This is a genomic window from Clostridium moutaii, from assembly GCF_041205085.1.
GTDB classification, from domain to species: Bacteria; Bacillota; Clostridia; order Clostridiales; family Clostridiaceae; genus Clostridium_B; species Clostridium_B moutaii.
On record NZ_JBGEWD010000014.1, the window covers coordinates 1 to 21,184 of the forward strand.

General features: G+C 38.3%; 21 protein-coding genes and 1 pseudogene. 19 read left to right on the top strand and 3 right to left on the bottom strand.

What is annotated here, in order from left to right; translation table 11 throughout:
- Positions 1-48: 48 nt before the first annotated feature.
- The 5 genes from AB8U03_RS13260 to AB8U03_RS13280 all read left to right on the top strand — a co-directional run bounded on the left by AB8U03_RS13260 (position 49) and on the right by AB8U03_RS13280 (position 7,041).
- Positions 49-4,386, top strand: coding sequence for a fibronectin type III domain-containing protein (locus AB8U03_RS13260; protein ID WP_369705035.1), 4,338 nt, complete (start codon positions 49-51; stop codon positions 4,384-4,386).
- Between the two features lie 199 nt (positions 4,387-4,585).
- Entirely contained in the window at positions 4,586-5,482 is an 897-nt protein-coding gene (gene modA / locus AB8U03_RS13265) for a molybdate ABC transporter substrate-binding protein (protein WP_369705036.1), read from the top strand.
- A gap of 244 nt (positions 5,483-5,726) precedes the next feature.
- Positions 5,727-6,428: a MotA/TolQ/ExbB proton channel family protein gene (locus tag AB8U03_RS13270; protein ID WP_369705037.1), complete on the top strand. Its 702-nt coding sequence runs from the start codon at positions 5,727-5,729 to the stop codon at positions 6,426-6,428.
- A 31-nt stretch (positions 6,429-6,459) separates the two neighbouring features.
- A complete protein-coding gene (locus AB8U03_RS13275; RefSeq protein WP_369705038.1) occupies positions 6,460-6,696 on the top strand; it encodes a DUF2149 domain-containing protein in 237 nt (78 codons plus the stop codon).
- 24 nt (positions 6,697-6,720) lie between these two features.
- On the top strand, positions 6,721-7,041 hold the full coding sequence (locus AB8U03_RS13280; RefSeq protein WP_369705039.1) for a DUF2149 domain-containing protein: 321 nt from the start codon (positions 6,721-6,723) through the stop codon (positions 7,039-7,041).
- Between the two features lie 254 nt (positions 7,042-7,295).
- Here the strand turns inward: AB8U03_RS13280 and AB8U03_RS13285 are convergent, their stop codons facing one another.
- Positions 7,296-7,502, bottom strand: a complete 207-nt coding sequence (locus AB8U03_RS13285) for a helix-turn-helix transcriptional regulator (protein ID WP_369705040.1) — start codon at positions 7,500-7,502, stop codon at positions 7,296-7,298.
- A gap of 36 nt (positions 7,503-7,538) precedes the next feature.
- Positions 7,539-7,802, bottom strand: a complete 264-nt coding sequence (locus AB8U03_RS13290; protein ID WP_369705117.1) for a hypothetical protein — start codon at positions 7,800-7,802, stop codon at positions 7,539-7,541.
- Here AB8U03_RS13290 and AB8U03_RS13295 point away from each other — a divergent pair.
- From AB8U03_RS13295 to AB8U03_RS13320, 6 genes and pseudogenes are all read left to right on the top strand, one after another.
- A pseudogene (locus AB8U03_RS13295) lies at positions 7,768-7,986 on the top strand (ABC transporter permease); the annotation flags it as partial. The gene AB8U03_RS13290 and the pseudogene AB8U03_RS13295 overlap by 35 nt on opposite strands.
- Positions 7,937-8,176 (top strand): hypothetical protein, encoded by a 240-nt coding sequence (locus AB8U03_RS13300; protein WP_369705118.1) that lies wholly within the window; start codon positions 7,937-7,939, stop codon positions 8,174-8,176. The pseudogene AB8U03_RS13295 and the gene AB8U03_RS13300, both read left to right, overlap by 50 nt.
- 218 nt (positions 8,177-8,394) lie before the next feature.
- Positions 8,395-8,976: a TOBE domain-containing protein gene (locus AB8U03_RS13305; protein ID WP_369705041.1), complete on the top strand. Its 582-nt coding sequence runs from the start codon at positions 8,395-8,397 to the stop codon at positions 8,974-8,976.
- 599 nt (positions 8,977-9,575) lie between these two features.
- Entirely contained in the window at positions 9,576-9,956 is a 381-nt protein-coding gene (locus AB8U03_RS13310; protein WP_369705042.1) for a hypothetical protein, read from the top strand.
- A gap of 155 nt (positions 9,957-10,111) precedes the next feature.
- Positions 10,112-11,188, top strand: coding sequence for a nicotinate-nucleotide--dimethylbenzimidazole phosphoribosyltransferase (gene cobT / locus AB8U03_RS13315; RefSeq protein ID WP_369705043.1), 1,077 nt, complete (start codon positions 10,112-10,114; stop codon positions 11,186-11,188).
- 174 nt (positions 11,189-11,362) lie between these two features.
- Positions 11,363-12,250: a DMT family transporter gene (locus AB8U03_RS13320; protein ID WP_369705044.1), complete on the top strand. Its 888-nt coding sequence runs from the start codon at positions 11,363-11,365 to the stop codon at positions 12,248-12,250.
- An 18-nt stretch (positions 12,251-12,268) separates the two neighbouring features.
- Here AB8U03_RS13320 and AB8U03_RS13325 read toward each other — a convergent pair whose 3' ends face one another.
- Positions 12,269-12,850 (bottom strand): hypothetical protein, encoded by a 582-nt coding sequence (locus AB8U03_RS13325; RefSeq protein WP_369705045.1) that lies wholly within the window; start codon positions 12,848-12,850, stop codon positions 12,269-12,271.
- A 179-nt stretch (positions 12,851-13,029) separates the two neighbouring features.
- On the opposite strand from AB8U03_RS13325, the gene AB8U03_RS13330 reads away from it, so the two are divergent.
- The 8 genes from AB8U03_RS13330 (at position 13,030) to tpiA (ending at position 21,175) form a co-directional block, all read left to right on the top strand.
- Positions 13,030-13,767 carry an N-acetylmuramoyl-L-alanine amidase family protein gene (locus AB8U03_RS13330; protein WP_369705046.1) on the top strand — a complete coding sequence of 246 codons (738 nt, stop codon included), beginning with the start codon at positions 13,030-13,032 and terminating at the stop codon, positions 13,765-13,767.
- A gap of 222 nt (positions 13,768-13,989) precedes the next feature.
- Positions 13,990-14,457, top strand: a complete 468-nt coding sequence (trmL, locus tag AB8U03_RS13335) for a tRNA (uridine(34)/cytosine(34)/5-carboxymethylaminomethyluridine(34)-2'-O)-methyltransferase TrmL (protein ID WP_369705047.1) — start codon at positions 13,990-13,992, stop codon at positions 14,455-14,457.
- A 20-nt stretch (positions 14,458-14,477) separates the two neighbouring features.
- Positions 14,478-15,317: a DegV family protein gene (locus AB8U03_RS13340; protein WP_369705048.1), complete on the top strand. Its 840-nt coding sequence runs from the start codon at positions 14,478-14,480 to the stop codon at positions 15,315-15,317.
- A 207-nt stretch (positions 15,318-15,524) separates the two neighbouring features.
- Positions 15,525-16,886, top strand: coding sequence for an RNA polymerase factor sigma-54 (gene rpoN, locus AB8U03_RS13345; protein ID WP_369705114.1), 1,362 nt, complete (start codon positions 15,525-15,527; stop codon positions 16,884-16,886).
- Positions 16,887-17,016: 130 nt separating this feature from the next.
- Positions 17,017-18,042, top strand: coding sequence for a sugar-binding transcriptional regulator (locus AB8U03_RS13350; protein WP_369705049.1), 1,026 nt, complete (start codon positions 17,017-17,019; stop codon positions 18,040-18,042).
- 52 nt (positions 18,043-18,094) lie between these two features.
- Positions 18,095-19,102 (top strand): type I glyceraldehyde-3-phosphate dehydrogenase, encoded by a 1,008-nt coding sequence (gene gap, locus AB8U03_RS13355; protein ID WP_369705050.1) that lies wholly within the window; start codon positions 18,095-18,097, stop codon positions 19,100-19,102.
- Positions 19,103-19,210: 108 nt separating this feature from the next.
- Positions 19,211-20,407: a phosphoglycerate kinase gene (locus AB8U03_RS13360; RefSeq protein WP_369705051.1), complete on the top strand. Its 1,197-nt coding sequence runs from the start codon at positions 19,211-19,213 to the stop codon at positions 20,405-20,407.
- A 21-nt stretch (positions 20,408-20,428) separates the two neighbouring features.
- Positions 20,429-21,175, top strand: a complete 747-nt coding sequence (tpiA, locus tag AB8U03_RS13365) for a triose-phosphate isomerase (protein ID WP_369705052.1) — start codon at positions 20,429-20,431, stop codon at positions 21,173-21,175.
- Positions 21,176-21,184 lie beyond the last annotated feature (9 nt).

A 21,184-nucleotide genomic window follows, 5' to 3' on the forward strand; every position in this document is an offset into this window, starting at 1 on the left:
ACTGTCACTACAGCTGACGGGGGATTTACGGCGAATTGCGCCGTCTCGGTGCCAACTGATGCGCTTAGTGTCAAGAATATTAAATCAACTACTCTGACATTAAACTGGCCACAATCGGCTAATCCATATATAAACACTTATGAAGTGTTTAATGATATTACAAAGATAGCTACTTGCACAAAAACTGACTCGGAGTACAATGTCACTGGTTTAACTGCCGACACAGATTATACGTTTACCGTCAAGGCTTTGGACATCGATGGTAAAGAATTGAGCAGTATTACTGCGAAAACGAAGACTTTGCCGGCCCCAAACTTTACACTTGCGGTGGTCGGCCCGGATTCCGGTAAAATCGGCGACACGCTTACAGTCGAGGCGACGATCAACTCGGAAGTGGACGCGTACGGCTTTAAGGCAACGTTTAAAGACCCTTCCAGTGCCCATACGCCTTACGGCAAGATAATGCCGGATCTAATTGCCACTCAAGCCGCAAACAGCGGGATAAGCGGTCTGACGGTGGATACCCCGATAGCCGGATATGTGAGTTTTGCCTGTGATCCGGTCGGGCAAACGAAGGTTATCACCGCCGGCACACCGCTTACTCTTATCTTGAAGTTTAAGGTAGTCGGCACGGCGAAGTCGGCGACGGAAGACCTTACTGTCAACGTCGGCAGTTTGGAAAACCAGCTGGTGCTGTTCACGGATCCAGGTGAAACCAGCGCAGAACTTGACACCTATACCAAAATCTGTGACGCAGTAGCGGCGGGCAAGGCCTTGATCGCTTTACTCAGCGGTTCCGCCGCCAATCTGCATACTTTATTTTCCGCCAGCGTGGTGTTTGACACGCCTACCGCCAATGTTGGCGGCAACGAACAGTCCACTACGGTCACTGCAAAGATTACGGCACCGACCGATAAGGACGTGTACGGATTTAAAACAAACATCAACTATGGTGGCAATAAAAACCTTGCATCGGATTTACAATTGGATCCTGTCGCGACTAAAGCGGCCAACGCCGAAATTTTGGCGGGAAAGTTGAATGTCATCGTTTGGGCTTTAAATAGTCAACCAAATTATGGCGCGGATATATGGGTCGAATCGGACGGAGTGACCCCTATTATTAAAAAGGGTGAGATGCTTGATCTCAAGCTGGTGTTCAAAATACTGCCTTCCGACAGCGAGGGTACGCGTAAGGTCACCGTTTCACCCTGTATGGTGCTGTTCACCGACCCGTCCATACGCGCGAAAGCCACGGGCGATGGTCTGACGACGATAGACGTTGATAACGCTAACATGGTATCAGCGCAGGAAAGCCTCGGGACTATCGCTATCGCTGGATCTACGGACGGAAGTATAACGCTGACGAGGGCAATCACCAGCCTTACCATGGCTTCCGTCTCCGGCAAAGCCGGTTCTTACAACTTATACACTCCGGCCGACGTGCTGACGTTTGCGGACGCGGTCAATACTTTGGGCTATACCGCTATCAACGCTACTATAAAAAACGATATTGACATGACAGGAACGACTTTCGCCGGTATCGGCACGAAGGACCATCCGTTTGTAGGAACGATTTCAGGCGGGAATCACACGATCAAAATTGCCCGCGTGGTAACGGACGGAAGCTCAGACGTCGGCGGTTTGGTCAATTACTTGGGTAGCGGAGGTGCTCTTACCGGTGTATCGGTGGCAGGTACCATTACCGGCGCCTTCGGAGGCGCGAACGTCGGAGGTCTTGTGGGCGTATCGACCGGTAGTAGCATCACCCCGTCAATCATAAGCAGCGTGTCGATATCCGGCACAGCCTCTGACGGAGCGAATATCGGCGGCATCGTCGGATTCTCGAACTATGGCGGTAGCGCTTACAGCAAAACAATATACAATGGCAGTATTTCCGTCACGGCGGTACAAGGCAGTAACGTCAACGTCGGCGGTATCGCAGGCATGTTTGACGGGACGGGTCAGACGACCGACTCGAACCGGCAGATGTACCATTGCTACAATAATGGCAATATCAGCGGCGGAACCAACACAGGGAGTATCGTCGGTTCGATTAAAAACGGCATTATCAAGGAAAGCGGCAACGGCGTCTACGACGCAGTCGGTAAACTATGGAGCGGCGGCGGTGCAGTCAGCGGCGTCGGCAATACCGGCGGCGTTGCCGGGCAAGCCACAGGCACGACGTTCAACACCGTATTCAACACCGGCGCGGTCAGCGGTTCCGGCGGCAGTACCGGCGGCATCGTCGGTGCCATTTACGGCACTGGTACAAGTGTTTTGCAATCGTACAATAACGCCGCGGTCACCGGTTCAGATGCTTCTGCCGGCGGAATTGTCGGCAAAAACGACTCGTCCGACTCGTCCATCGCAGCTAACTTCAATCTCGGCAACGTCACCGCAACGGACTCCAAGCTGAATGCAGGAGGGATTGTCGGCAAGGCCACAGCAGCTCCGGCGGTTTATACGGGCAACTACTATATTAAGACCGGCTCGATCAATTCGGGCATTAGCGACGCGCTAGACAATACGACATTTACGGATGATAGCGGGAATTCGAACGCAAACAGTGCCTCCAACCCCGATAGCTTCTCTCTTACGAAAGTAAGTTCAGTTTCGCCCGGTATATACATCTACAATTCGGAGCCGCCTCTTACCGACGCGGACGGGACTTATTTGCTGTCAACGGTGGGCGACATCCTCTGGTTCTACCAGACCGTAAACAATAATGTCGAATCAGGCACGCAAAACAAGATTAACGGCCGGCTTGTGAACAACATTGATATGTCCAAAGTGCCGTCGGCGCAATTCTCGGGAATAGGAAGAATCAACGGCCCAGTTTATACTTATTACGCCGGCACGTTCGATGGCGCGGGATATACAGTGACTATCAAAAATTCCTCGATTTTCGGCTGCTGCGAAGGCGCTACGATTAAAAACCTGACCGTTGACGGCTCGCTTAACTTTACTGGGCCTGTCGGCGGCGGAGGTATCGCCAATACAATCATGAACGGCCTCATCGAAAATTGCCACAACAAAGCGGATATCAACTCAACCGACGGCATGAACGGCGGTATTGCGTATATGGCGACGAACAGTACCATTTCGAACTGCACGAACAGCGGCAATATCACGGGAGGCAAACGTGGCGATATCGGCGGCATTGTCGGCGCGCTCGGCGGATTTGACATTGCAGCGCCGACGCATTCGGTTATTATTAACTGCGTAAACTCAGGCAATATCACCGGCGAATTAACAATCGGCGGAATCTGCGGGATAACCCAAGGCGACAATTGCACCGCCGACTTCATCAACTGCAGCAACACAGGAAAAGTTATCTCAATAGCTCAGACATCGTCGGGTGCGTCGGGAATATACAATCCGCCTTATATGAACTCCGCCGGCGGAATACTCGGTGGTGCAATTGACATCACCGTGAACGTCGAAGGCTGTCAAAACTCCGGTGTCGTCACGGGCACGGCGAATAACCTAGGCGGTATCGTCGGCGTTGCAGGCCCCTCATGGAGCATCTATGGCGACACGAGCATAAAGATTACGAACTCCACCAACTCTGGAAAGGTAATCAGCACGGTTGATCCCAATGCCGTGGATAACAGCTATTATGGGATTCCGAAGCCGATTAACCCAGATTATATCTACGTCGGCGGCATTATGGGCAGTGCCGCACAGGGTCTAAGCGGGCTCGACATCTCAGGCAACAACAGTTTCGGCGAAGTCGATAAGGGCATCGCCACAAACGGAAGCCCAATTGTTGGCTCGGGCGACCATGCCGGTATCGGCGACAACAATACTTCTAGCGATAATCCAACTGGTGGTAATAATCCAACTGGAAATGATAATTCAACTGGTGGTAACGATTCAACTGGAAATGATAATCCAACTGGTGGTAACAATCCAACTGGAAATGATAATCCAACTGGAGACAATAATCCAACAGGTAATAACAATCCAACTGGAAATGATAATCCAACTGGAGACAACAATCCAACAGGTAATAACAATCCAAAGGGCAATAGCAATCCAATTGGAGTAAATCCATCTGTTTCTGGTAAGCCTGGCAGCACCGCACTTGGTGCTCAAGCGACTACATTAGTAGCATCGAACAGCCCTAATACTGCACCGATAACAGACAAATCGGTTACAGCGTCGAACCCAGCACCTGTAGAAGATGCCAGCAATACCTCGGGCAAATCGACAGCAGTATCCGAAAAAGCAGCGAAACCAGTTTCAAAAAGTGAGGCCATTTACGAGGTCGTCAAGGATGCAATCCAAAATAATCCGATCATCATTAGAGTACTGCTTCTATTTATTGTTATCCTAGCGGGTCTAGGAGGATTTAGGCGATACAGAAAAAGCCGCGAGCAGTAAACGCTCCGGGAATTGATAAAAATAAGATAAAATGTGCTTAACTTAGCTTTCAACGTGCACCGCTGTTAAACGGTACACGTTGAAAAGATATATATTTTCTTAGTCCAGATTAGCGCAATGATAGAGTGCCTTAAGCCTTCATAACAAATGCCTTGATTCATGGCACATTTACAAAAAAATTATTAAGGAGTGATAAATAATGAAATTCAATAAACTCTTGAAGTTCGTTTCATCCTTTGCGTTGAGCTTAGTACTAATGCTGGGCTTCGTGACTCCTACATTTGCGGCGTCCACCGACACCAATTCAACAACAACGCTTAATTTAATGGCAGCTGCCAGCACGCGTTATTCCCTTGGCGAGCGGGGGGTGGACGGAGCGTATCCGAGCGGCACCCTGCTAAGAGCGTTTGAGGACCAGAATGCCAACATAAAGGTTAATGTGACCTATGACAGCTCCGGAAATCTGCTCAATCAGATGATAGCGGATCCCAATCACAGCGCCGATATTTTCATCTCTGCGGACTTGGCGCGAATGAATTCTGCGGTCACTGCAAATATCATACAAGCTGACACGGTATACAATTTGCTTAATAATAAATTGGTGCTCATCGCAAATCCAAACACCGGTCTTACAGAAAACAGCCTTCAATATTCAGACGTATTAGGTTGGTTGAATGATAATCCCGGCACGACAATTGCCGTTGGAGACCCGGCTGTTGTACCGGCAGGAACCTACACAAAGCAGGTATTCGATGCCATTGACAGCACTACATGGAATGACATTTTAACTCATGCAACGCTATATAGCAATGTTACCAATGTGCTGACCGCTGTTGCTAATAATGTGAACCAACTCGGCTCTGTCTATGCAACTGACGCTAAAACTGACTCTAATCTTATCGTGTTAGCTACCGAAGATGTTAATATCATCTATCCTATTGGCATCACGAATGCTGCCATGAGTGATACTGTCAGCAGAGCACCAGCATCCCAGGCACTTGTTAATTTTCTCAAAGCAGATATCGCTAAATCAACAGACCTACCCATTAACGGCGGCAGTGTTTTCAAATACTTTGGATTTAGCCCTGCTCAGTAATAGTTAAGAATAGTTAAGAAGGCATTTGTTATCAGGCAATAGGGCATTCTATCAATAGGGTATTCTATCAATAGGGCATTCTATCATTGTGCTAATCAAACGACAGCGTTTGCCTTACAATAATAAACAAACGCTCCGTGAATTTATAAAAATAAAAGTTTTACATTTAAGAAAAAAAGGATAGCCGGTTAGCTCTCAAATTGAAACTAACAGACTACCTTATCGCGAAAATTTGGAGGTTATTATGATGGGAATTTTTTTAAGAAACATTCTTCACACTTTCGGCCAAGGCATTCTCAACCCTTGTATGGTTGTCCTGCTTATTATGATCGTCATCACAATCTGGCAAATTGGGGATTTCCTAATGGAGTACATCATAGAACGTAGTAAAATGAAAGAAGACGTTCCAGAACTGTTAAAGAAGATCAACCGCGTGGGGAAAGGAAGTGCCCTACAAATTATCAAGGACAGCAAACTGCTTAAGCGTCAGAAACAGCTTGCCGTAAAACTAACTGAGGCCGAAAATATGCCAGAAAATTCTCTGGCAGCCTATGCGCAAAAACTAATAAGCATAGAAGACGCTTATTATCGGAAAATTATGGCGCCTACTGATCTAATCGCCAAACTGGGGCCAATGATCGGCCTGCTGGGCACCTTGATTCCATTGGGCCCCGGAATTGTAGCCTTGGGGAAGGGCGATATCAAGACTCTTTCCAGCTCTATCGGCGTCGGTTTTGATACGACCATATCCGGAGTATTCGTCGCAGCGATTTGTTTCTCAATTTCCTATTTGAGAGGTCACTGGTATGAGGGTTATATCAGCACCAATGAAGCTATCGTAGAAAGTTTGATGGATAAGATCATTGATGTTCCTGATAAGCTAATCGGCTTAATTGATGAGAAAGGAATGAAAAAAAGCTATGAGAAAAAGATTAATCAAGCCTAGAAGAAAATATAACCGGCAGGCAATTAGCCCGATGGAAAGCGTGGTCAATTTAATTGACATCATGCTGATTTTCGCCTGCGGCTTAATGGTTTCAATTGCTTCTCTCTGGAATATTAACATGAATGCGAGTAACCAGATTAACAAGACAAAGAGTAATAGTTATCAAGATATGGGACAGGTTTATGAAGATCCGGTGACAAAAAAAATGTATATTATTAAACCTGCGGAAAGTAAAAGCAAAGATACTTCTAAAACCGGGGCGAAGTAATTTATACAGCAAAAGGAGAAGATTATGTTGAACAGAGGACGACTTCAATCCAAAAGAGCCAGTTACAGGGAAGAGATAAATCCCATGGAAAGCATGGTAAATCTGGTTGATGTTATGCTTGTTTTTATCTGTGGGCTTTTACTTTCAATTATTATTTTCTGGAATATAAACATGAAAAACCTGGTGATCATTTTAAACCAAAAACAGCTTATAAAGATCAACAATCCGAAAGAATTAACCACGCAGATGAAAGATAAAAGTTCAAGTGGCAATGTAGGATCTGCCGTTTTGGACCCCAAGACAGGAAAAATTTATATTGTGAAGCCACAGCCACAGAAAAAATAACATTGTGAAAAAATGAATAGGTTTGGATTCAGAAGTTGAGCCGATAAAAACTATCATATTTAAGTATAAACTCACATGATGATAGTCATTAAAATTGCTCAATTTCTGAAACAAGCTATAGAACGATGCCGTGTTGCAACTACTAGTATATCTTATGTCATATATTATAAAAGTTGCTTGTCCATTAAGAAAAACTTTATCTTTATTATAAAAAAATGTATAGACATTAAGTTTAGTACACAAAAAAATAAGCCCTATTGATTGGACTTATAAAATATATCTTCAATTTTAATGCCTAACTTTTCAGATATGTTAAAAGCCGTCTCTATTGTTACTTGCTTCTTATTATTTTCAATTCTGTTATAGTCATTACCATCTAAACCTAAAAACTCGGCAAAGTCCTTTTGCTTTTTATATCCCATCTTCAATCTTATTTCCAGAAGTCTATTCCTTATCACCATTAACACCTACTTAAAAATAATATAGTTCTTATCATTCTATGGTTTCATATGTATTCCCTTCCTTAATGCAGTAAGAAAAGATATATGAATATATACACTTATACGCAACTTCTCAACTCTCGCTAATTCTTTAATCTCTAGCAAAAAAATAGTTACTACATGGCAATCACTAACTACACCAATTATTCCTATCAAATCAATTGTATTAGCACTTTTCTTAATGCCTTTCTTTTTAGCATTTCTAAAGACCTTTTCTTCCCATTCCTTTATCAGTTCGGCGTTTGTACCCACGGTGTCCATGCCCGGGCCAGTGCGTGCTTTTGCCGAAAATCAGCCGGTTACCTCCATCGTCGACGCGATCCGTTCTCTGCTCGCGCGGCAGCCTGTTGGCAACGACATTTGGATTGCACTCGCGTGGTGTCTGGGTATTCTAATTGTTGCGTATATATTCGCCATGCTGGCTTATAAACGGAGAACGGCGTGAGGCATTGATAGACCCATCTTGGACGGCAATGGCTTTTGTGTATGAAAGCTATTGCCGTTATTTCTTGGTCGGACGAAAAAATATCCAAATACATGGAGGTGACGACCTGCATGGTGTACAATCTGCGGCAGCGTGCGTTAAATACAATCCAAAGTTTTTACGATGGAGAAAAACCAGAGATATGAATTAAGCTATGACCTGATCCGTAAGGCGGGCGGTGAAAGGCTGCCCGGAGGCGCTGACTCTCAAACCCCTAGATAAGTTTGGACAATTATATCTGCATCTATCATAATGTAGAAAGTGATTGGAGGTAAATGATGATAGGAATTTAATCCCCAAAATAGTAATAAAATCCAATCAATATATATAAAATAATTCTGTATACAATATTATTTGGAGGATTTAAAAATGCATGTAAACTGCAATGGGTTCTGCTACAATAATAAACCTATAAATTATTATCCGGAAATATATAAAAGAGGTTGTCCATATAGATATAGATATTCTTCAGAAAATGATTATGAAGCTATGCCGGAATCTAATGATTGTAATAATTCAGATATGACATTAAGTACACTGAATCAGCTTCCTGGAGTGGTTACATCAGTAGAAGTAACTGGAGTAGTTGGAGAAGTGCAAATTGATTTGGGATGCAATCATTTGGCTTCTGCTGTAATTACAGCTACTTCAATAAAAAATCTTAATCTTAGATCTGGATCAAGAGTTAATGTTATCTTTATAGCAACTTCTGTAATGATAAGAAAGCAAAATGGCGGCAATGGTTTTAGTGCAAGGAATCGTTTCCCCGGTGTAGTTACCGAAATAAATAGAGGAAGTATAGTGGGAAAAGTAGTTGTGGATATTGGATGCGGAAATATTGTTTCAGCAATAATTCCGACTACGGCAATAAATAATCTCTGCATTAGAGTTGGATCAAATGTTAGTACAGATATAAAGGCAACAGATGTCATGATAATGAGTCGAAATTAATACTTGTAATATTTATTGATCTGTATTAATTTTTTTATATCATATTTATTTTTAGCAGCTTTTATACGGGGAGGAATGTATGTAGTCAGTAAATATATACTGCAATTTGTTCCACCTGTCACTTTAGTATGGCTTAGGTATGTTATGGTAGTACGATTGGATTCTCTGAGCATAACTGCTTATGCCATATTGTTTTTGCACTTGTTCCGCAGTTCGTTATGTCAATTTGAATAAAGGAACCGAAAAGTCGCAAACGGAAACCTTTGGAACGATTATGAAATATATATTCCATAATCAGAGTCAGTACTTCATCTTTTGAATTGAAATTACGGTAAAATGTCCTTCTGGATTTGAGTCATTTTTATTGACATGGCAATTTTAGATTATTGTACTTTAGATTAGAACAAGACACAAGTGTTACATATAGAGTAAGCAAGGGTATGGGGTATATTTTCTGTAAAAATAAATAACCACCGTGTGCCCTGGGAACAGCCCAGATTCATGTTGACAGCAAATATTTTTTATATTATAGTATAGTATATTATGGAATCATCCATAAAAGTCTCTCAAAGGTTTACAGCAGATATAGTACACCCTATGTGACTGTTTCGGCAGTCATGATTATCTTGATGGCAATTCAGCTTATTTATTTTATTTCAACAGGGCAGAATAGCAGTGTGCTCTTTGGTGCTGCATTTACCGCGGCTTCCCTTGCCGTTCTTGTAGCCTATTTTCTTATCACTCTATCGGGTGTTGTGTATTTTTACAGAACGAAAATATGGAAAGTCCAGAATCTTATTTTGCCTCTTCTCGCCATCATCGTCCTGCTGATCTCTCTGGTTTGCAGTATCTATCCGATTCCATCCTATCCGTCAAACATATACCCATATATCATTCTGGTGTGGATACTCATAGGGCTTGTATTTGCTGCGCTGACAAAACATCCCATTAGTGTACAGGCAGCTGATGGGAAGCATTAGTAATGCCCATCTTTTGGCTGGACCGGTCCATGCCGAACAGTGGAAGCAGTGGACTCAGAGATATATCTTTCTTGTTTTCAGAAGTTCTTCTCCCTGTGGCTAGGCTTTTGGGAAACTGGTTTGCCATAAATTTTAAAAACATTGGAGGTAGTAAAATGATACTTAAAGAAATTTCAGAAAAAATCATAGGGCTGGACACAAAAGCGGCTGAGGCTGCGCGCAGCCTGCAGGACAGCCTTGTAAAACCAGCCGGCAGTTTGGGTGTGCTTGAAAGCATCAGTATTCAGATGGCGGGCATTACAGGTAAAGTAAAAAGCAGTGTGGAGAAAAAAGTACATTTTGTGTTTGGGGCAGATAACGGCATCTATGCGGAAGGTGTGGCTGCGGCCCCGCAATATTTCACAAACTTTTTGATGAGGGGCTATGCTTCAGGGAAAAAATGCGGGATCAATGTTCTTTGCGAGTACAATCATGTGGACCTCCGGCTTGTTGATATGGGCATTATTGGTGAAATTGAAGATCCGCGTATTTGCAACAGAAGGCTTATGCCAAATGGCACCGGCAATTTTTACAAAGAGAAAGCCATGAGCCGTGAGATCGCGTTAAAAGCCATAGAAGTGGGTTTTGAATTTGCAAAAACCGCTTTCAGTGAGGGCTACGATCTCATCGGAGCCGGCGAGGTCGGTATGGGCAACACCTCCACTGCTGCGGCCTGCATCATGGCAGCGCTTGAAATAAACGATGTGGAAAAGGCCGTGGGAAGAGGCGGTGGCCTAAGTGATGAAGCTTTTGAAAATAAAAAGCGTGTGATCACTGCAGCGCTTGCGATGCATAAACCTGATGCGGGTGACATTGTCGACATCCTTTCCAAGGTGGGAGGCCTTGATATCGCAGCCATGGCGGGATTGTACATAGGAGCGGCCTATTACCGAAAACCGGTGATCACCGACGGCGTGATTTCAATCGCCGCGGCATTGCTGGCATATAAATTCAACCCTCTTACAAAGGAATTTATGATTCCCTCCCATATTTCTGAAGAACCTGCGTACAGGCTTGCGGCAGAAGCAATGGAATTAAGACCGATGCTGAATCTCGGCATGCGTCTTGGAGAGGGTACTGGCTGCCCCATTGCCATGGGAATCGTGGGCAGCGCTATGGCTGTCATCAATAACATGAGCACCTTTGAAGAGGTGAATATGGATAATGAGTACCGCAAAGGCATCAAGGCGTAAGTATAGTTTCTAAACGTATTGAAAGAGGGGGGTAAATGAAATGTATTATTTTAACTTATTTGAAAATGATCAACCAGCTGCTCATCTTTAAACTGAGATGAGGATTAACGATTAAATCAATGCGCCTCGTCTTGGATATTATTTTATATAAAATAATGAGATAGAGGGTATTTAATGATGAAAAAAAGATTAATTGGTTCCATATATTTATTTTTAGCAGCTTCTATATGGGGAGGAATGTATGTAGTCAGTAAATATATACTGCAATTCGTTCCACCTGTGACTTTGGTATGGCTTAGATATGTTATTGCATTTACAGTATTGTTTATAGTGCTTATGTTCATTCAATATAAAAAGGGCTCTAAAGTGGTTATAAAAAAGAAGGACTGGCTTCTCATAGCATGGATAGGGTTTATAGGCTATTTTATTTCCATATGTCTGCAGTTTATAGGGACAAAGTTCTCCGATGCTCATATGGGTTCATTGATTACAGCATCAACACCTGTATTTGTAATTTTATTTGCAAGATTTATTTTAGGTGAATTATTTACCAGAAAAAAAATCATTTCACTTGTGCTTGCTACAGCAGGAGTTATTATAGTCATTGGATTGGATACCATGTTTATGAAACATATTTTAGGTAACATAGTTCTTGTTGGAGCTGCAGTTACCTGGGCACTATTGTCTGTTTATGTGAAAGTTGCATCTAAACGCTTGGATTCTCTGAGTATAACTACTTATGCCATATTGTTTGCATTGATATTTACTACACCATTTATGATGGCACAACATAATAATTTTTCATTGATTTTGGGTAACAGACAGATTATGTTGGGTTTGATTTACCTTGGGATTGTATCTACCGCCGGTGCATTTTTTTTATGGAATAAAGGAATTGAACTTATGGATGCTGGAATTGGTTCCTTATTTTTATTTTTTCAGCCTGTTACAGGTTCAATCTTAGGGTGGATTTATCTTGGAGAAAAACTTACCCCAAGCTTTTTTATAGGGGGAATATTTATAGTTATTGCAGTGTGTATAGCTGCTAAAGAAGATAGTTAAAGTTAATAAAAAATGCTATTACATAGTTTCCTGCTGTAATAGCATTTTATCTATAATATCATGTATCTGTTCCCAATTGAAAACTCTTGTTATATTTTCGTTCAATTGCATCTGGTTATAGTTTGTATTTATTAAAAGTACTTTGAATCCGTTTTGAGATAGCTGGAGGGAATTTTCATAACTATCTTCTATAAATATATCACAGCTTAATTTTTTGGCCATATCCACTTTATAAGTAGTACCTAACACAAAAACATTGTCATAAGGAATGCGGTTCTTTTTCAAATAGTGGTGAGTTAAAATTTCCAGATCTTTGTCTCTTGCAGTTACGAAATAAATATTATGCTCCTCTATAAGTTTTTGAATTACTTTTTTTGCATCTTTACGTATATTCTCTTCCTTGCCGTGAAGCCTGAATTTGTTTTTATTATAAAAGTCCACATACTCACTTTTAGGTACGCCCATAGCTTTACTGATGTCATATTGTGTTATTTCATCAACAGTCAGATTTTTATTAAAGTAGGCATTTGCACTATTTAGCCAAAAATATGGATCGGTAATTGTTCCATCAATGTCAATACATATATTTAGTGTTTTCATTATTTATCATCTCCTTAATAATTATATTAATATATAATTATTAACCACATATTAAAATTAAGTTAAGTATGCATTTATTTTAAAGAGAAAACAAAGAAAATACTTTATGGAAGATTAAGGAAATAAATGGTATAATAATTATATCGTGGTAATGGAGGACTAAAAAGGATGGTGATATTATGAGAATTAATGGCAGAAAAAGTTTTATGTTTCCATGTGTTTTTTTTGTTTTGCTAATGCTTATTTTCAGTAAGAGTATGAAAATATTAAATGTAAATAATTCAATTAATATGATGGCAGCTCCTAGTACTAAAGAAATAGATGAACAGGATGCCTATAATAAACATATTCCGCTTAAAAAGTATTATATAGTGATTGATCCTGGACATGGAGGAATAGATAAAGGTACAAGTTATGGAAATATGTATGAAAAAAATTTGACTTTGAAAATAGCTAGATATGCTGCGTCATATTTAAAAAATAAAGGGAGTGTTGTGTTTCTTACTAGAAATGAGGACAAGCTATTAGGTCTTGATGAGATAGGGGACAAAGTCAATTCTTCTTATGCAGACGTATTTGTATCAATACATGTGAACTCTTTAAATGATAAAAGTTTTGGGGGAATAACCACATTATATTACGATGCAAATGGATATCAGAAAGATGAAAGAATAAAGTTAGCCAAGGCAATAGAGAAAGAATCTGTAAAAAATGATAATTGGGAAAACAGGGGAATAAAAAGACAAAATTTAGCAGTGCTTAGGTACAGCAAGATACCGGGAGTTCTAGTAGAATGTGGTTTTATAACTAATCCTCAGGATAGAATCAGGTTGTCAAATGAAGATGTATTAAAGAAACTTGGACAAAATATTTCAAATGGAATAATTGATTATTTAAATGAAAATAATAAAAAATAATATTATAGTTTTTCCATTAGTAAGAAGAATTAAAGGATATGAAGGTTAAGTTATATAATATAATTTAGTAATACCTCCTCTTTACTGTAACATTAATATGGAGTAATATATTTAATAGGACTTTTGTACTAGTAAGTCTAATTTTAAAATTACAGATCATTATTGAATTTTATATTTACATATTTTATGGTATTGACTATAAAATCAGAGGAGGAAATAAAATTGAGTTTGAATATAGTGTTATTTGAACCTGAGATACCGCAGAACACAGGTAATATTGCAAGAACATGTGTACTTACAGGTTCCAGACTTCATCTGATAAAACCATTGGGATTTAGTTTGGATGAAAAACATTTGAGAAGAGCAGGACTGGACTATTGGAAGTATCTGGACCTGAGTTTATATGATTCTTATGAAGAACTTAGAGAAAAATATAAACAAAGCATTTTTTATTTTTCTACCACCCATGGTAAAAATTTTTATTATGATGCCAAATTTAAAGATGGAGATTTTATAGTATTTGGAAGGGAAACTTGTGGACTGCCTGATGAAATAAGGGATAGTGATCCTGAAAGATGTATAAGAGTACCTATGATAAAAACCAGCACTAGATCTTTAAACTTATCTAATACTGTGGCAGTAGTTGCATATGAAGCTTTAAGACAATTAAGCTTTCCAAATATGAAGTAAGGAAGGAGCTATATTAAAAAATGGAAAAGATAAAAATAATCACAGACAGTACAGCGGATCTTCCTGAAGACATAATAAAAAGGTATGATATAGAGGTACTTCCTCTTCTTATTAATTTTGGTGAAAAGTCTTACAGAGATGGAATTGATATAAATATTCATACTCTTCTAGGTAAAATGGAGAAAAGTAATGTCTTTCCCATAACAGCTCAAGTAAATCCTCAAATATTTTTAGAATGTTATAATTCATATATAAAACAAGGGTATAAAATAGTTTCCATCCACCTTTCATCTAAAATGAGTGGAACCTATCAATCTGCATGTATTGCTAAAGAGATGCTGGATACAGAAGATATAACTGTAATTGACAGTCTAAATGTAACCTCTGGATTGGGACTTCAAGTTATTAAAGCCGCAAAATTGAAAGAAGCTGGATTTGGGATAAAAGAAATAGAAAGCGGAGTTGGAGAGATTTCTTCTCATATTAGAAGTACTTTGTTTTTTAATAGTTTGGACAATCTTGTAAAAGGAGGACGTCTGCCTAAAGCATCAGGAATTATAGGTAATATTTTAGGAATAAAGATAATAGTTGCAGTTGAAAATGGTGAGATGGCTGTAATTGACAAAGTAAGAGGAAGTAAAAGAGCCCTTAGAAGCATGATTGAGTATATTGATAAAAAAGGGATTAAAAAAGGGGAAATTGCTGTACTGCTCCATGTTGGAGAAACAGATATATTAAATACATTGAGAGAAGATCTTAAATATAGAAAAATAGATTTTATAGAGTGTGAAGTTGGATGTACAGTGGGGGTACACTCGGGTACGGGAGCCTGCGGGGTATTCTTTGTAGAAAGTTATTAATAGGATTAATAGAAAAAAATTTTTAAGTTGCAGTAAATTTCGGATTTAATACTAAAATAAAATTAGTTTTAGTACTAAATCCTATTTTTATAGTACTGATTAAAAAACTTTCAATAAAACTTTCATTAATTTTATGACTTCATGATATAATAAAGATAATAGGAATGATTTAATAATGATTGTGAATGGAGGTGTGTAAAAGTGAACATGGATTTTGGCCTTAATTTAACTCAAGAACAAAAATTGGTGATGACTCAGGAGATGCAATTATCTGTAAAATTGCTTCAAATGTCAAGTTTTGAGCTTCAAGAATATGTGGAAAAAGAAATTCAAGAAAATCCAGTGCTTGATGTTAAGGAATCCAATGTTAATGAAATAGAAAAAGATAAATTGGATTATAAGGAAATTATAAAAAATCTTGACTTTGATAATTATAGCCATCATAGTTATGAAAAGAATGATGATAATGAAGTATCTCCATTTAATTTTATTTCTGAAAAAAAATCTTTAAAGGAATATCTAAAAGATCAGATAAGGGATCTTGATGAAAATGATTATGTAAAGGCAATATGTTTATATATTGCAGAAAATATAGATACCAAGGGATATTTAGTGTTGGAAAATAGAGAAATAGAAGAGGAACTTAAAATTTCAGAAGAACTTACAGCACATTGTGTAAACGTAATCCAGGATTTGGAGCCTTATGGAATAGGAGCGAGGAATTTGGCAGAATGCTTAAAAATTCAAATAAGACAAAAAGGAATGGATGATGAAAATATATTTATAATAATAGATAAATATTTAGAGATGATAGCAGAAAATAAATATAATATTATAGCAAAGGAATTAAATATAGATGTAAAGCAAGCTCAAGAGTATGGTGATTTAATAAAGACTCTTGATCCAAAACCTTCTAGAGGATTTTACACTGGGGAAGATGTAAGATATATAACCCCGGATGCATATATAAAGAAAATTGATAATGAATATTATATAATTATGAATGATGATTTAGCACCAAGATTAACTATAAATGCAATGTATAAGGATATAATAAACAAAGAAAATGATAAAGATGCAGTGAGCTATGTAAAAGAAAAGCTGAATAGTGCATTGTTTTTAATAAAAAGTATACAACATAGAAAAAGTACTATATATAGGGTTATTGAAAAAATATTGGAATTACAGAGGGATTATTTTGATTATGGGGAAAGCTACTTAAAGCCCATGACTTTAAAAGAAATAGCAGATAGCATGCAGATGCATGAGTCCACTATAAGCAGAGCTATAAGAGATAAGTATATATACACAAGCAGAGGTACAATAAAAATAAAGGATTTGTTTACTACAGGTATATTGAGAGGTTTTAATGGGGAAAATGTATCAGCATTAATTATTAAGAATAATATTAAGGAAATGATAGATGAAGAAGATAGGGAAAAGCCATTATCGGATCAAAAAATATGTGATTTGATAAATGAACAAGGTATGAATATTTCCAGAAGAACTGTGGCAAAATACAGAGAAGAGATGGGTATAAAATCATCAAAAGGGAGAAAAAGATTTTAATTCTCCCTGTATAGTTAAAAATAGCAATAAAATTTTTAAAATACTATTTAAAAAAATCCGTATATGTTTTATAATATAAGTGGGACAATTAGTAATGCGGTGGGACAATTAACGACCAGGAGGTGTGATTTTGGAGAAAATACTTAAATTTCAGCAGAAAATAGTACCTGAATTAGTAGAATTGTTGGAAAAAAGATATGATGTTTTAAGAACTATATATTATAATCAGCCTGTTGGAAGAAGAGTATTGGCAAATGATTTAGGCATTGGCGAGAGGATAGTTAGAACAGAAATAAATTTCTTGAGAATTCAAGGATTTATTAAAATAAATACCCCCGGTATGACAGTGACAAAAGAAGGGGAAGAGATTATTAATGAACTTAAAGATTTTATACATGAATTAAGAGGATTATCTGAAATTGAAAAGCTCATAAAAGATAACCTCGGATTAAAGGATATTATAATCGTTCCAGGAGATTGTGATAAAGATAAAACTGTGATGAATGAAATAGGTAGAACTGCAGCAAATTACCTTAAAGATATATTAAGAGACAATAATATAATTGCACTTACGGGTGGCTCTACTATAAAGAGAGTAATTGATAATATTCCTGAAGTTTCTAATTTGAGAAATATATTGGTAGTACCGGCTAGAGGAGGCATGGGAAGAAATATGGAAACTCAGGCCAATACTTTATCTGCCAGATTGGCAAATAAAGTTGGAGGCACTTATAAGTTGCTTCATGTGCCTGACAATTTAAGTGATCAGGTTGTAAAAACTATTGTCAAGGAAAAGGATATAAAAGATATAGTAAAAAATATATATAATGCGGATGTACTCATATATGGTATAGGCAGGGCCTATAAAATGGCCAAGAGAAGAGGAATTCCGGAAGATAAGATAAACAAAATACAATTGGAAGGTGCAGTGGGGGAGGCTTTTGGATATTATTTCGATAAACAGGGGAAAATAATATACTCAACTCCCAGCATAGGAATAAAGAATGAAGAAATAGGAAAAATTAAGACACTAATAGCCGTGGCGGGAGGAAGCAGTAAGGCAGAGGCAATATTGTCCACTGAAAGAAACAATCATAACAGTATTTTAATTACCGATGAGGGAGCTGCCAGGGAAATTGTGAAATTTATCAATTAGCTGTTAATTTAATATTAAACATAAATATTTAATTATTTAGGAGGAATTATAAATGGTCAAAGTTGGAATTAATGGTTTCGGAAGAATAGGAAGAAATGTATTCAAGGCACTAGTTAAACATTATACAGGCGAACTGCAAATCGTAGGTATCAATGATTTAACCAATGCAAAGACATTGGCACATCTTTTAAAATATGATTCGTTATACGGAAAATTTGATGGAACTATAGAAGCAAAAGAAAACTCAATAGTTGTAAACGGAAATGAAATAAAGATATTCGCAGAAAGAGATCCTAAAAACATAGACTGGAATTCATTAGGCACTGAAATAGTTATAGAATCCACAGGATTGTTTACCGATGCTACAAAAGCTAAGGTACATCTTGGTGGAACAGTTAAAAAGGTTTTGATATCTGCTCCGGCTAAAAATGAAGATATAACCATAGTTATGGGAGTTAATGAGGAAAAATATGATGCTGCTAAAGATAATATAATTTCAAATGCTTCCTGTACTACAAACTGTTTGGCACCATTTGCTAAAGTTTTGGATAGAGAGTTCAAGATAGTAAAAGGATTAATGACTACTGTTCATTCATATACAGGAGATCAGAGATTACTGGATGCTCCACACAAAGATATGAGAAGAGCAAGAGCGGCAGCAGAATCAATGATTCCAACAACTACGGGAGCAGCAAAAGCAGTTGCATTGGTACTCCCCCAATTAAAAGGCAAATTGAATGGATTTGCACTTAGGGTGCCTACACCTACAGTATCGTGTACAGATTTGGTGGCGGAATTATCCAAAGACATTACAGTAGAAGAGGTGAATGCTGCATTTAAAAAAGCTGCTGAAACTGATATGAAGGGAATACTTGGCTATAGCGATGAACCATTGGTATCTGTAGATTATAGGGGAGATGAGAGATCTTCTATAGTAGATGGATTGTCAACTATGGTTATAGAGGGAAATATGGTAAAGGTTATTGCCTGGTATGATAATGAGTTTGGATATTCAAATAGACTGGCAGATTTGACTAAGTATGTAGCTGATAGATTATAATTATTATAAGGCCTGGTTTTGTAGTTTTGGCTATAAGGCCGGGCCTGCTTACTATATACTTAATGGTAAATATATAGTAAAATTTTAGTAAAGGAGTTGAGTGCAGACATGGTTTTTAATAAAAAGACAATTGAGGACATAGATGTAAAGGGAAAGAGAGTATTAGTAAGATGTGATTTTAATGTTCCCTTAAAAGATGGTAAAATAACAGATGAGAATAGATTGATTGGAGCTCTTCCGACTATAAAATATCTTATACAAAATGATGCAAAGGTTATACTTTGTTCACATCTCGGAAAACCAAAGGGAGAGCCAAAACCAGAGATGTCACTGAGACCAGTTGCAGAGAGGCTTTCAGAAATGTTAAAAAAAGAGGTTGTGTTTGCAGCAGATGATAATGTAGTCGGGAAAAACGCAAAAAATGCTGTTCAAAATATGAAAAATGGAAACGTAATACTGTTACAAAATACACGATATAGAGTGGAAGAGACTAAAAATGAAGATAATTTTTCGAAAGAGCTGGCATCTCTTGCTGAAATTTTTGTAAATGATGCATTTGGGACAGCACATAGGGCACACTGTTCCACGGTGGGAGTTACTAAATTTTTAAATACAGCTGTATGCGGTTATTTAATTCAAAAAGAACTTAAATTTTTGGGAAATGCAGTTGAAAATCCAACCAGACCTTTTGTTGCCATATTAGGTGGTGCTAAGATTTCAGATAAAATAAATGTAATAAACAACTTGCTTGAAAAAGTAGATACATTGATAATAGGTGGAGGTATGAGTTATACTTTTTCTAAAGCCCAGGGACATACTATAGGGAATTCTCTTGTGGAAGAGGATAAAATAAAATATGCTGGAGAAATGATAAGCAAAGCAAAAGCCAGAAATGTAAAGCTGCTCTTGCCTGTAGACAATATAGTGGCAGACAAGTTTCATGAAGATGCGAAACCTGTTATAACAGAAGATCAAAATATAAAAGATGGATATATGGGACTGGACATTGGACCGAAAACTTGTAAATTATATGAGGATGCTATAGCAGGTGCCAAAACCGTAGTTTGGAATGGACCTATGGGAGTATTTGAATTTAAAAATTTTGCAAATGGAACTTTTGCCGTAGCTAAGGCCATGGCAGAATCCAGTGCCACTACAATTATAGGTGGAGGGGACAGTGCAGCAGCTGTTAATCAATTGGGATTTGGAAACAAGATGACACATATATCCACAGGTGGTGGAGCTTCTCTTGAATTTTTGGAAGGCAAAGAACTGCCTGGAATAGCAGCTTTAAATGATAAATAGAAATTAATGGAGGTAATTCGTATGAGAAAGCCAATAATAGCTGGAAATTGGAAGATGAATAAAACTGTAGATGAGGCGTTAAAACTAGTAGAGGAATTAAAGCCCCTTGTAAAAGATGCAAAATGTGATGTAGTGGTATGTCCTCCTTATGTTTGTTTAGATTCCGTAGTAAAGGCAGTAGTGGGAACAAATATAAAGGTCGGAGCACAAAATATGTATTATGAGGAAAGTGGAGCCTATACTGGTGAAGTAGCTCCTCAAATGCTTAAGTCCATTGGGATAGATTATGTTATAATTGGGCATAGTGAGAGAAGACAATATTTTGGTGAAACGGATGAAGCTATTAATAAAAAAGTTAAAAAGGCTTTTGAACATGATATGATTCCAATAGTTTGCTGCGGGGAAACTCTCAGCGAGAGAGAAACCAATATAACAGAAGAAGTTTTGGGAAAACAGATAAAATTGGATCTAGCAGGGCTTGAAAAAAAGCAGGTGGAAAAAGTGGTAGTTGCATATGAGCCAGTGTGGGCAATAGGAACGGGGAAAACACCTACCAATGAACAGGCAAATGAGAATATAGCTTATGTAAGAAGTATAATTGAAAAGATGTATGGAAAAGGTACAGCACAAAAAATCAGGATACAATATGGTGGTTCGGTAAAGCCTGCTACAATTAAAGCTCAGATGGAACAATCAGATATAGATGGAGCATTAATTGGAGGAGCTAGCTTAAAAGCGGCAGATTTTGCAGCAATAGTAAATTATTAAGTTTTATAT

Coding starts and splice junctions, on each gene's coding strand:
- AB8U03_RS13290 (WP_369705117.1), bottom strand. CDS start 7,802: ATGGACACCGTGGGTACAAACGCCGAACTGATAAAGGAATGGGAAGAA.
- AB8U03_RS13275 (WP_369705038.1), top strand. CDS start 6,460: ATGGAAAGCGTGGTCAATTTAATTGACATCATGCTGATTTTCGCCTGC.
- AB8U03_RS13320 (WP_369705044.1), top strand. CDS start 11,363: ATGATGAAAAAAAGATTAATTGGTTCCATATATTTATTTTTAGCAGCT.
- rpoN (WP_369705114.1), top strand. CDS start 15,525: ATGGATTTTGGCCTTAATTTAACTCAAGAACAAAAATTGGTGATGACT.
- modA (WP_369705036.1), top strand. CDS start 4,586: ATGAAATTCAATAAACTCTTGAAGTTCGTTTCATCCTTTGCGTTGAGC.
- cobT (WP_369705043.1), top strand. CDS start 10,112: ATGATACTTAAAGAAATTTCAGAAAAAATCATAGGGCTGGACACAAAA.
- AB8U03_RS13285 (WP_369705040.1), bottom strand. CDS start 7,502: ATGGTGATAAGGAATAGACTTCTGGAAATAAGATTGAAGATGGGATAT.
- tpiA (WP_369705052.1), top strand. CDS start 20,429: ATGAGAAAGCCAATAATAGCTGGAAATTGGAAGATGAATAAAACTGTA.
- gap (WP_369705050.1), top strand. CDS start 18,095: ATGGTCAAAGTTGGAATTAATGGTTTCGGAAGAATAGGAAGAAATGTA.
- AB8U03_RS13325 (WP_369705045.1), bottom strand. CDS start 12,850: ATGAAAACACTAAATATATGTATTGACATTGATGGAACAATTACCGAT.
- AB8U03_RS13330 (WP_369705046.1), top strand. CDS start 13,030: ATGAGAATTAATGGCAGAAAAAGTTTTATGTTTCCATGTGTTTTTTTT.
- AB8U03_RS13305 (WP_369705041.1), top strand. CDS start 8,395: ATGCATGTAAACTGCAATGGGTTCTGCTACAATAATAAACCTATAAAT.
- AB8U03_RS13280 (WP_369705039.1), top strand. CDS start 6,721: ATGTTGAACAGAGGACGACTTCAATCCAAAAGAGCCAGTTACAGGGAA.
- AB8U03_RS13270 (WP_369705037.1), top strand. CDS start 5,727: ATGATGGGAATTTTTTTAAGAAACATTCTTCACACTTTCGGCCAAGGC.
- AB8U03_RS13340 (WP_369705048.1), top strand. CDS start 14,478: ATGGAAAAGATAAAAATAATCACAGACAGTACAGCGGATCTTCCTGAA.
- AB8U03_RS13360 (WP_369705051.1), top strand. CDS start 19,211: ATGGTTTTTAATAAAAAGACAATTGAGGACATAGATGTAAAGGGAAAG.